The following is an 11,957-nucleotide window of genomic DNA, read 5'->3' as shown; positions in this document are numbered from 1 at the left end:
GAGGAATTATGCAAACGCTTGTTAGTTATCGTGATAACCATGCCGCATTGCGTCAAATCATCGAGAACCTAAACGCAATTCTGACCATTGAACAATTAAGCATCCGCCCCAATGCCAAAATTGCTTATCAATTATTATGCGAATTAGGGCGGCGGGTGCTTGACCACTTGGCCGAAGAAGATCAGCAATTATACCCCAACCTATTAAGCCACACCGATCCCAAAGTCAAATCCATTGCGTGGGGATTTATTAGCACAGAAAAACCGCTGCGCCGCACCTTTGAAGAATATCATCACAGGTGGTTAAAAGACTGCAACTTTAATTTCTGTGAAGAATTCCTCGAAGAGAGCCGCGAAATACTAGACATGTTGAGCTACCGCGTTGATCGAGAAGAGCAGGTATTATTTCCCAAGTTAGTTGAAATTGGGTTATTTACCGAACAGCGCATTTAATTACAAATATCAGATTAACTCTACCAATCCTTCTAATACCAACGCCGGAACATGGCGCACCTGACCGGCGTTATTTAATTGGTTGAATACTGGTAAAAGCCGCTCCGCATCGCCACCAGTTAATAACAATTGCGGCGCGGCGTCGTATTGCTGTAATTGCTGACATAATTGCGCAGCAATCGCCATCGCTGCATGTAAACAACCGCTGGCAATGGCACTGCCGGTATCCGTTGCCCAATTGATACTGCTGTCTACCCGCAATTCTGGCGGCAGTTGTGTATTATGAAATAAGCTCTGCCGCATCAATTCAATCCCCGGCAAAATCAAGCCGCCCAAATGCTGACCATTCGCTAATAACCCATCAAATGTCATTGCCGTGCCGGCATCAATGATTAACACCGTGCCGGGATAATGCCGCTGCGCCGCTAATAAAACCAGCCACCGATCTATGCCTAATTGGTGCGGATCAGTATAAGCAGTTTTTAATGCCGGCGCCGCCTGCATCACCCGCGCCGCGCTAATTCGTTCTGGCACTAATTGCCAATAGGTATAGCACAGATTATCAATTGCTATCAATACGGTTTCGGCCGCCACGCTGGCAATCATAATATGATCGGGGCGCGGCAATTGTTCCCACGCAGCATAAATATCCAATGGTAACGCGCCAAAATGACGGGCGCTGTTCATTGGCGTTAATTCACCATCGCGGTGCGCTGCCCATTTAATGGTGGTATTGCCGATGTCAATTATTAAACGCATCATTATTATTTCAGTCATTGTGATTAAACGGGAGTGGTCAAGGTGCGCAAATACGCGCCGGCATTGACTGTTTGATCGAATCGCTGCGCCGCCGTCATTAACACGGCGGGCGGCGGCGGGTGCGCTAAGGTCGCGGCCATTGCCCGCGCTAATGCAGAAACATCACCCACCGGCACGAGCGTACCGTATTCGCCATTGCCAAGAATATCACGCGGCCCGCTACGGCAATCAGTGGCAATACAGGGCGTGCCGCAGACTAATGCTTCAATTAACGCATTGGGCGAGCCTTCAAAGCGCGATGATAATACAAATAGCTGCGCGTGGCGTAATGCACAATAGGGGTTGTCAATAAATCCAGGTAATGAAACAGCGTCGGTTAATTGCAGTTGGCGAATTAACTTTTCTAATGCCGGGCGCTGCCGCCCTTCACCGTAAATAATTAACCGCGCTGGCGAGTTGAATTGATGACGCAAATGCGCCATTGCCCGAATTAACGTGGCAAAGTCTTTTGCCGCCACTAAGCGCCCGACACTTATAATAATTGGCGGTGCTGGCGTTTCTTTTAACCAATCATGCGGCGGCGGCAATGCAGCCAGCGTCTGAATGCGGGCGCGGTTAATTGGATTGGGAATAGTGACTAACGGCGGCGGTTTATGATTCCCCAATAATGCGTTTAATGCGTCCGCCACACCATTGGAATTGGCAATTAACCCATCGGCTGCGCGGTAGTTGTGGCACAGGGTAGCGCGGTATTGCCAGCGCCTAAGCCATGATTTTGCTCGAATTTTTTCGCGCATGTCGCTGCCAACCCGTAGCCACACTGGCGGGCGTTGACCGCGCACCGTCGCCATTGCCAATAGCGCATGAGTGCGGTCGCGGTTGCTTAATAACGCCGTCGGTTGGCGGTGCGCGAGGTAATTGCGCAATTGTTGAATGGCGACCTGTGAATTGGCATCTTCTAATGTGATGCAGGTAATAGCCGCGCCAATTTCTGCTAATAACGGCGGCAATTCTGGCAATTGACCCGGCGGCAGTAATAAATCAATTTCAGCACCGGCGGCGGCTAATCCAGCAATTAAATCGCGCATCACCCGTGCGATGCCGCCGGCGCCGGCGCGAAAGCCAAGTATTGCAATGCGCGGCGGGGTGATGATTAAATCAGCGGGGGATTGGCGTTGGGTATTCATCAAATACTTAATCAAATGTCAGTTGCTTTTTAACGGCGGACAGTTTAGGCTATTAAAGCGGTCAATAGAATACCGCAATCACGAGCGGGCGGTGATGATGATTACCACTCCCGATCATCACTCAACCTTTATTTAATTATTCATCAATTATCGCGTGATTCAATTCGACCGAGTCACTAAACGCTATCCCGAACGCGGCGAAGCCTTGCGTGAAGTGAGCTTCACATTAGCGAACGGCGACATGGCATTTTTAACTGGCCATTCCGGCGCTGGTAAAAGCACGTTGCTCCGTTTAATTGGGTTATTTGAACGCCCCACCCGCGGCCAAGTATTAATTAACGGTGTGAACATCAATACATTGCCGATCAATAAAATCCCATTATATCGCCGCTATGTCGGCATGGTTTTTCAAGACCATCGCCTATTACCCGAGCGCAGCGTGTTTGATAATGTGGCATTACCGTTAATTGCCGCTGGATTAACGCGCCGGGAAATAGAAAAGCGGGTGCGGGCGGCGCTCGATCAGGTCGGGTTATTACAACTTGAATGCGCCGCGCCCATTACCTTGTCATGCGGTGAACAGCAGCGCGTTGGTATTGCCCGCGCTGTCGTGGCACGCCCACCAATTATTTTAGCGGATGAACCGACGGGTAATCTTGATCCAGAATTATCGCGGGAGATATTTGCGTTATTTGAACGCTTTCATGGGGTGGGCGTGACGCTGCTCATTGCCACGCATAATCTCGACATTATTCACACCCTGCCGTATCGTACATTGCGGTTGCAGCAGGGGGTATTAGCGGATGATTAGAGGTTTTTAATAGTTATTTCAATAAAAAAACGATGCGATTGCCATGACAAGCAATTAACAAGCTGTCATTCTGCAATCAATTGATCTTAGATTGACCATAGCACGGCGCGTAACATCGGGTAACTTATTCGCAGATGCTGACAATGACTTCTGCGATAATTAGAGCGCCATTAAAGCGAGTTGTATCTTCATCCAACAAATAACGGTCTTTACCCCATTGATTGTCAGTTATTTCTCTCACCCGTTTAGTTGGGCAATAAATGCGATACTTGTAATCTTTTACCCGATTAGTATTCAGGTCGGCCACTTGAAATGATGTGATAAATAGCCCGAGTGGTTCATTGGGTGGGTGATAAGAACGAACGTCTCTTAAATCGTAGTGCGGCTGAGAATAGGCACAGCAACTCATCGTCAATAGCATTATCCCAATTAAATTAGCCTTCCTTTTCATTCAGGTTTGTGGTTGCGCTGTTTTAATGTGAGTCATTAGCAATTGATTGTTCCCACGCTGGTACATGGGAACGATCATTAAAACGCTAATCCTCAAGATGCAGGCAATGTTCACCGACGCGCATGATTTTCATTAGATTAGTTTGACCCTCAACCCCCGAGCGGTCGCCTTTCGTAATAATCACCAAATCACCGAGATTAACTACGCCATCGCGTAATAACTCTTCAATCACCGCATGATTGACTTCATGCACATCCGTCGTCGCAACATCAAAAGCGATTGGATAGACACCGCGAAATAACGTGACCTTATGGCGCGTCATCCGGTGACGAGTCAACGCATAAATTGGAATACCCGAACTAATACGCGACATCCATTTCACTGTCGAGCCAGTTTCAGTTAATGCCGCAATGGCTTTCACGCCCAAATGATTCGCCGTGTACATTGCCGCCATTGCAATCGCTTCATCCACTCGCCCGAATACGGAATCAATTCGATGCGCCGAGCGCCGCGCTTGTTTTTCCGCTTCTTCACAAATCCGATGTAATGCTTCAACCACCAATGGCGGGTTTTTTCCAATAGAGGATTCCGCCGATAACATCACCGCATCCGTGCCATCTAATACCGCATTGGCAACATCAAATACCTCAGCCCGCGTTGGAATTGGGCTTTCAATCATCGATTGCATCATTTGCGTCGCGGTAATGACCACGCAATTGCGCGCCCGCGCCAAATGAATTAACTGCTTTTGCACCGCCGGCAATTTAGCATCACCAATTTCCACGCCTAAATCACCGCGTGCCACCATAATCGCATCAGACGCATCAATGATATTATCTAAATCATTTAATGCTTCAGCGCGTTCAATTTTCGCTACAATCCCGCCGTGTCCACCCGCCTGTTCAAATAATTGCCGGGCTAAATGCACATCATCAGCACAGCGCACAAATGACACGGCAACATAATCAGCATCTAAGGTCGCTGCAAATAAAATATCCTGCCGATCTTTATCCGTTAATGCCGGTGCTGATAAGCCGCCGCCCTTTTTGTTAATTCCCTTATTATTAGACAGCACCCCGCCAGTCGTGACAGTGCAATTCACTCGCCGGCCATGAACGGAAATGACAGTTAATTCAATTGCACCATCATCTAATAATAACGTGTCGCCAGCGGACACATCCGCCGCTAAAGTCAAAAAGGTCGTGCCAACGCAGTCAGCCGTGCCGCCGTCCAGCGGGCAATCGCCGTCAATTGCAAACATGTCGCCTTCGTGCAACATAACCCGCCCGCCGACAAATTGCCCAATGCGGATTTTTGGTCCTTGTAAATCAATGAGTAAGCCAATCTCCCGCCCGAGTGCTGCCGCTCGAGCGCGCACCTGTGCCGCCCGTTCGCGGTGACGGTCGTGGCGGTCATGCGACAGATTGATGCGCACCACATCGAGTCCGGCGACGATCAACTCGTCCAGCACCTGCGGATCGTCGGTTGCTGGGCCGAGTGTCGCAACAATTTTGGTTCGTCTTGGCATAAATTTCAACGACTTGCACGCGCTTCGAGCATCGCCACCGCGGGCAAAGTTTTACCTTCGAGATATTCTAAAAACGCGCCGCCGGCGGTGGAAATATAAGACACTTGATTATAAATGTCGTATTTTTGAATAGCGGCAATGGTGTCACCACCGCCCGCTAAACTAAAGCCATTTGCATTAGCAATGGCGAATGAAACGGTTTTTGTTCCTTCACCGAATTGATCGAATTCAAATACGCCAACGGGACCATTCCAAACAATGGTGCCGGCTTTGGCAATGATGTCGGCTAATACTTGCGCGGACTGCGGGCCAATATCAAAGATCATGTCATCATCAACAACATCGGCTGCGTTTTTAATCACCGCTGGCTCGTTTTCATCGAACTTTTTACCGCACACGACATCCGTAGCAATTGGAATAATTGCATTGCGCGCTGCCATTTTTTCCATTAACATCTTTGCCATCGGGATTAAATCATGTTCACATAATGATTTGCCAACGGGAAAACCGGCGGCCGCCAAAAAGGTATTAGCAATGCCGCCGCCAACCACCAATTGGTCAACCTTTTCTGATAAGGCTTCTAATACCGTTAATTTGGTTGACACCTTTGAACCGCCAACAATCGCCACCATTGGGCGCGCAGGATTGGCTAATGCTTTTTGCAGCGCATCTAATTCCTCGGCTAATAATAAACCGGCGCAGGCAACGGGGGCGAATTGCCCCGCGCCATGTGTTGATGCTTGCGCCCGATGTGCCGTGCCAAACGCATCCATGACAAATACATCGCATAATGCCGCGTATTGTTTAGCTAATGCTTCGTTGTCTTTACCTTCACCTTTATTAAAGCGCACATTGTCTAATAAAACTAATTCACCATTCGCAACCTGCGGCACATTGGTGAGATAATCTTGAATTAAACGAATCTCCCGCCCCATTTTCGCACCAAGTGTCTCTGCCACTGGTTTGAGTGAATCTTCTTCAGAAAACACGCCTTCTTGCGGGCGACCTAAATGTGACATCACCATCACTTTGGCGCCGGCTTTAATACAATGCTCAAAGGTTGGCATTGAGGCGGTAATGCGCGCATCTGATGTCACCTTGCCATTTTTAATTGGCACATTCAGATCAGAACGAATAAGAACGCGCTTGCCGGCTAAATCAAGATCAGTGAGTTTAATAAAGGCCATCGTCAAATTCCTCGTGGTGTCAAACAGTGTCGTACAATAAAAAAGTGCCAACAATTATCTGGGACAATTAAGAACGGACGGGGGAGTTGTTGATAGATAACAGAGGACGGTAACCGATTAAATCATCACTTGTACGGGAAATTGCGGCGCCAATAATGAATAATCCAATTGTCCTTGCGCATGATAAAAAGACATAACGCCATCTCGACATACCCAAACTTCATGCGCCCCACAAGCAAAATACAATGCCCGTTTTTCCTGCATTTCATCATCAGTATTGCTGTCAGAATAGACCTCAATGCAAATCTCGGGTGCAATAGAACACGCCGCTTCATGTCGAATAGTCATTAAACGTGATTGCGAAACCCACGCGACATCAGCGACACGAATACCTTGCGCTGTTTTAATTGCGCACTCAGGCAAGGTTTTGCCGGTTGGTAATAATAATCGTAGTAAATGTTCAATTTCACCCTGATACAGGGCATGGGCAACTTTGACCGCATTCATCACAATTTGCCCATTTGCATTCGTTTCAATCTTGAATGGCAAATCCTGCAAACTTGGATGCGCACAGATGTCTTCCCAGTGCATGGTTTTCGCGTACTAAGTTGAAATACAAAAGAGTACGCGAACACAACGGCGTACTCTCATAAGTAAAAGACTAGTCATATTATTAATGTGCAAAATTTAACACTAACATTTATTGATGCGCACCGGGACATTTATTGATGTCAAGGAAAATTGCTTCGTACCAGGGAATATCTATATTGCAATTGTAATGAAAATTAATCGAATGTGACCGCCCATTAAAAAATACTACACCCAAGCCAACAACCATTACCACGAGAAAAAGAATTAACAGCTCTTTCATTGTGTAACTCCCGAATGCTAATCAAATTCACAGCAAAAAACGCAATCACCAAAATTATTGTAATGATGATTGCGTCACCCTCTATCATTCAATTATTTTGCGACATGTTCAACCATACGCAACATGTTGCAGGTATAACCGTATTCATTGTCATACCACGCCACCACTTTGACAAAAGTTGGGTCGAGTGCAATACCGGCTTCGGAATCAAAAATAGATGGCGTTGATTTACCGCGAAAATCAGTTGAAACGACCTTTTCATCGGTATAAGCCAATACGCCAGCCAAATCGCCGGATTGTGATGCCGCTTTCATTGCCGCACAAATCTCGTCATATTTGGCTTCTTTATTCAATTCAACCGTCAAATCCACCACTGATACATCCGAGGTTGGCACCCGGAAAGCCATGCCGGTTAATTTGCCATTTAATTCGGGTAATACCTTGCCGGCTGCTTTAGCTGCGCCAGTGGAAGATGGAATGATGTTTTCCAAAATACCGCGTCCGCCGCGCCAATCTTTCATTGACGGTCCATCAACGGTCTTTTGCGTGGCAGTCGCAGCATGAACGGTAGTCATTAAACCGCGTTTAATGCCCCAATTATCATGCAGCACCTTGGCCACTGGCGCTAAACAATTGGTGGTGCAGGATGCGGCTGAAATAATTGCTTGACCGGCATAGGTTTTATGATTCACACCATAAACAAACATCGGCGTTGAATCTTTAGACGGCGCGCTCTGCACCACCTTTTTTGCGCCCGCTTGAATATGTTTTTGACAGGAGGGTTCATCGAGGAAAAAGCCGGTGCATTCAATCACTAATTCGGCACCAATCTCACCCCATTTCAAATTGGCTGGATCACGTTCGGCGGTCAAACGAATACGCTTGCCATTCACAATCATGGTGTGACCATCAATGGCGATGTCACCATTAAAATTGCCATGCACGGAGTCATATTTCAACATGTAAGCTAAATAATCGGGGTCAAGCAAATCATTAATTCCGACCACTTCAATCCCGGGGAAATCTTTGGCAATTGCGCGAAACGCCATACGACCAATCCGACCAAACCCATTGATACCAACTTTCAGTGTCATGCGTTAAACTCCTCGTTGAGAATAAAAAAATGGCAGTGCTAATGACTACGTTTCAGAAACTCTAATGTGACCAATGCGGCATGAAGCGGTATTCGTTTATTAATACCGCCCCGTCACGATTCATCTATTATGATAAGATGTTTTTCGTGATTGCAACGACATTGTCAACCGTAAATCCAAACTCTTTGAATAATGCACCGGCGGGCGCTGATTCACCGAAACGATCAATGCCTAATACCGCGCCTTGACTGCCGACATATTTCCACCAGCCATCAGTCACCGCCGCTTCAATTGCCACGCGGGCGGTCACGGCTTTGGGTAAAACTGATTCCTTATAAGCGGCATCTTGCGCATCAAACGCATTGGTGCATGGCATTGAAACGACGCGCACCGCTTTATCCGTCATTGCCTCGGAGGCTTTGATTGCTAATTCAACTTCTGACCCGGTAGCAATTAAAATGACATCAGGTGTCCCGGCACAATCGCGCAATACATAACCGCCCCGTGCAATATCAGTTAATTGCGCGGCGGTGCGCGGCATGTGCGGTAAATTTTGCCGCGAGAAAATTAAACAACTCGGGCCGGTGCGGCGTTCAATTGCTAATTTCCACGCCACCGCTGATTCCACCGCATCACATGGCCGCCACACGCGCATATTTGGAATCATGCGCAGCGTTGGAATTTGCTCAACGGGTTGATGCGTCGGGCCATCTTCACCCAAACCAATTGAATCATGCGTATACACAAAAATGCCGGGGATTTTCATTAACGCAGCCATGCGTAACGCATTGCGGGCGTATTCAGAAAACATCAAGAAAGTTGCGCCGTAGGGAATAAAACCGCCGTGCAACGCAATGCCATTCATAATGGCCGACATGCCAAATTCGCGCACGCCGTAATACAGATAATTGCCCGGTTCATTGCTCTTGCCAATACCCTTGCAACCTTTCCACAGCGTCAAATTAGACCCAGCTAAATCGGCTGAACCGCCGAGCAATTCGGGTAATAATGGACCAAATCCATTCAACGCATTTTGTGATGCTTTACGCGAGGCAATGGTTTCGCCCTTTTCAACCACTGACGCAACAAAGGCATCAGCCTGCTGCGCCCAATCGGCAGGTAATTCACCTGCCATACGCCGTTTTAATTCGGCCGCTTCCGTCGGATAGGATTTAGCATAGGCGGTAAATTGCGCATTCCAGTCATTTTCTAATTGCTTACCGCGTTCTTTTGCATCCCACCCTTGATAAATGACATCAGGAATGACAAAGGGCGGATATGGCCAACCTAAATACTCGCGTGACCGCGCCACTTCATCATCACCTAAAGCGGCGCCGTGGCATTCTTCTTTACCCTGTTTATTCGGCGAGCCATAGCCAATAATAGTTTGACAGCAAATTAAACTGGGTTTGTCAGTGACGCTGCGCGCTTGTTCAATTGCCGCTTTCACCGCTTCAGGATCGTGGCCATCTACTTTAGGAATGACATGCCAACCATAGGCTTCAAAGCGTTTGGGCGTATTATCTAAAAACCAGCCCGGGGTATTACCATGACCGCGTACTTCGCCGTCAATAGAAATGTTGTTATCATCATACATGGCAATTAACTTGCCCAACCCCAATGCGCCAGCGAGTGAACAGGCCTCGTGTGAGATGCCTTCCATCATGCAGCCATCGCCTAAAAATACATAGGTATGATGATCGACAATGGTATGCCCGGGTTTATTAAACTGCGCGGCTAATGCTTTTTCAGCAATCGCCATTCCGACGCCGTTGGTAATGCCCTGACCTAATGGCCCGGTCGTGGTTTCAATGCCGGGTGCATAGCCGTATTCGGGATGCCCGGGCGTTTTGGAATGCAATTGACGGAATTGTTTTAAGTCATCAATTGTCAGTGCATAGCCGGTCAAATGCAATAACGCATAAATTAACGTTGAGCCATGACCATTAGACAGAACAAAGCGATCCCGATTGACCCATTGCGGATTAGTCGGGTTATGATTCATAAAATCATTCCACAACACTTCGGCAATATCCGCCATTCCCATTGGTGCGCCGGGGTGGCCGGAATTGGCCTTTTGCACCGCATCCATTGAAAGTACCCGAATCGCATTGGCAAGTTCTTTGCGTGAGGACATCAAGCCCCTCCTTAAATCACACTGGTTGACCGAAATTCTGTCCGCTGGTGATGGTAAATGCCACACCGCCGCGCTGGATCGTCACGTCATAAACCCGACGGCGTGGTGGTAAAGCCCACAGGTTTGCGCCCGTTCACCAATTGCAGGCGCAAAAGATTCAGCATTTTGCCGCAAGTTGCCTAGTGGCGACAAGGACACTGCGCTTGTGACATGACAAGGGCAGTTTATCGCTGATTGATTACGCCGTGCGCCATTTGATTGAACAGCCGACGCTGGGGATTTGTTCGGCGGGGCCGCGGCCGGTGAGCGCCACTTGCCGCATCGCTTCAAACAGGTCACGCCGCACGTCGGCGGGCGCGGTTTCTTTGCGGCTGGCGTCTAACCGCCCGCGATATTGTAACCCGAGGTCGGCGTTGTAACCGAAAAAGTCCGGGGTGCAAACTGCGCCGTAGGCTTGGGCAACTGCTTGATTTTCGTCGAATAAATACGGGAACGGGTAGCCAAATTGCTCGGCGACGCGGCGCATGTTGTCGAAACTGTCTTCGGGGTAATCGGTCGCGTCGTTGGACATGATCGCCACGCAGCCGATGCCCAGCGCGATTAATTCTTGCGTGTCGCGCACCAATCGCTCGCGCACCGCCTGCACATACGGGCAGTGGTTACAAATGAACATCACCAGTAACCCCTTGTCGCCCTTGCAATTATCCCGCCGCCATAACTTACCGTCCACGCCGGGCAGCGCAAAGTCCGGGGCCGCTTGGCCAAAATCACACACCGGTGTTTCTAACGAAACCATCGCAATCGCACCTCGCTCTCAACTTTGGTTAAACCCTATCAACACCCGCGCATGGTAGCGGAGTATTGGTATTTAATCAACGTCTAATCAAAGAGTTAGTGACCCGCCCCGCCTGACCTATCAGCGCCGTCACACGCCCGCGCCGCCGCACCGCTTGCAACGGACCCTTGACATTGCCGTTTTCGTCACTATGATTAGCACTCGCTAGACATGAGTGCTAACACCTCAGCGCACCCGTGCAAGGGTAGCACCATCGCGTGAATTGAATCCGAAATTAAACAGGAGAGTGAATCAATGAAAATCCGCCCCTTACACGACCGCGTCGTCATTCGCCGTATGGAAGAAGAGCGCACCTCCGCAGGTGGCATTGTTATTCCAGATAGTGCGGCCGAAAAGCCGATTCGCGGCGAAGTCATTGCGGTTGGTAATGGCAAAGTTTTAGAAAGTGGCACAGCCCGGCCATTAGATGTCAAGGTCGGTGACACGGTGTTATTTGGCAAATATTCCGGCACCGAAGTGAAAATTGACGGACAAGAATTCTTGGTAATGCGTGAAGAAGACATCATGGGCGTGATTGAAAAATAATTCACTGCGTGGCAGGTACTAGCATTAAACGTATTGCGTCAAATCGCGTCGTTTAGCACCCCGCCACAATTGATGTGCATTGCGCAATCATCCCAGTTT

The 11,957-nt window shown here is 48.6% G+C and carries 12 protein-coding genes; 3 read left to right on the top strand and 9 right to left on the bottom strand.

The features are described 5' to 3' along the window. Window positions 1-8: 8 nt before the first annotated feature. Window positions 9-452, top strand: coding sequence for a hemerythrin domain-containing protein (locus HUK38_RS02380; protein ID WP_182582190.1), 444 nt, complete (start codon window positions 9-11; stop codon window positions 450-452). A 9-nt stretch (window positions 453-461) separates the two neighbouring features. Here the strand turns inward: HUK38_RS02380 and HUK38_RS02375 are convergent, their stop codons facing one another. Further along, complete coding sequence (locus HUK38_RS02375) at window positions 462-1,214, bottom strand: type III pantothenate kinase (protein ID WP_182582189.1); 753 nt, start codon at window positions 1,212-1,214, stop codon at window positions 462-464. Window positions 1,215-1,234: 20 nt separating this feature from the next. Further along, window positions 1,235-2,398, bottom strand: coding sequence for a glycosyltransferase (locus HUK38_RS02370; protein WP_182582188.1), 1,164 nt, complete (start codon window positions 2,396-2,398; stop codon window positions 1,235-1,237). A gap of 154 nt (window positions 2,399-2,552) precedes the next feature. Between HUK38_RS02370 and ftsE the strand changes: the two genes are divergently transcribed. Then, window positions 2,553-3,209 carry a cell division ATP-binding protein FtsE gene (gene ftsE / locus HUK38_RS02365; protein WP_182582186.1) on the top strand — a complete coding sequence of 219 codons (657 nt, stop codon included), beginning with the start codon at window positions 2,553-2,555 and terminating at the stop codon, window positions 3,207-3,209. Between the two features lie 124 nt (window positions 3,210-3,333). Here ftsE and HUK38_RS02360 read toward each other — a convergent pair whose 3' ends face one another. The 7 genes from HUK38_RS02360 to HUK38_RS02325 all read right to left on the bottom strand — a co-directional run bounded on the left by HUK38_RS02360 (window position 3,334) and on the right by HUK38_RS02325 (window position 11,273). Next, window positions 3,334-3,624 carry a hypothetical protein gene (locus tag HUK38_RS02360; protein ID WP_238787378.1) on the bottom strand — a complete coding sequence of 97 codons (291 nt, stop codon included), beginning with the start codon at window positions 3,622-3,624 and terminating at the stop codon, window positions 3,334-3,336. Window positions 3,625-3,745: 121 nt separating this feature from the next. Further along, window positions 3,746-5,188, bottom strand: a complete 1,443-nt coding sequence (pyk, locus tag HUK38_RS02355) for a pyruvate kinase (RefSeq protein WP_182582182.1) — start codon at window positions 5,186-5,188, stop codon at window positions 3,746-3,748. Between the two features lie 5 nt (window positions 5,189-5,193). Continuing rightward, a complete protein-coding gene (locus HUK38_RS02350; protein ID WP_182582181.1) occupies window positions 5,194-6,375 on the bottom strand; it encodes a phosphoglycerate kinase in 1,182 nt (393 codons plus the stop codon). A 117-nt stretch (window positions 6,376-6,492) separates the two neighbouring features. Continuing rightward, window positions 6,493-6,966 carry a Uma2 family endonuclease gene (locus HUK38_RS02345; protein ID WP_182582180.1) on the bottom strand — a complete coding sequence of 158 codons (474 nt, stop codon included), beginning with the start codon at window positions 6,964-6,966 and terminating at the stop codon, window positions 6,493-6,495. A gap of 372 nt (window positions 6,967-7,338) precedes the next feature. Next, a complete protein-coding gene (gap, locus tag HUK38_RS02335) occupies window positions 7,339-8,340 on the bottom strand; it encodes a type I glyceraldehyde-3-phosphate dehydrogenase (protein WP_182582178.1) in 1,002 nt (333 codons plus the stop codon). A gap of 127 nt (window positions 8,341-8,467) precedes the next feature. Next, window positions 8,468-10,513: a transketolase gene (gene tkt, locus HUK38_RS02330; RefSeq protein WP_338065348.1), complete on the bottom strand. Its 2,046-nt coding sequence runs from the start codon at window positions 10,511-10,513 to the stop codon at window positions 8,468-8,470. Window positions 10,514-10,715: 202 nt separating this feature from the next. Beyond that, on the bottom strand, window positions 10,716-11,273 hold the full coding sequence (locus HUK38_RS02325; RefSeq protein WP_182582176.1) for a thioredoxin family protein: 558 nt from the start codon (window positions 11,271-11,273) through the stop codon (window positions 10,716-10,718). A gap of 294 nt (window positions 11,274-11,567) precedes the next feature. Here HUK38_RS02325 and groES point away from each other — a divergent pair, with 294 nt between their 5' ends. Further along, entirely contained in the window at window positions 11,568-11,858 is a 291-nt protein-coding gene (gene groES / locus HUK38_RS02320) for a co-chaperone GroES (protein WP_182582175.1), read from the top strand. The last annotated feature ends 99 nt before the right edge of the window (window positions 11,859-11,957 follow it).

Source organism: Thiospirillum jenense, assembly GCF_014145225.1.
GTDB classification, from domain to species: Bacteria; Pseudomonadota; Gammaproteobacteria; order Chromatiales; family Chromatiaceae; genus Thiospirillum; species Thiospirillum jenense.
Note: the sequence above shows the minus strand (reverse complement) of the source record. Positions and strands in the feature narration are given on the sequence as shown.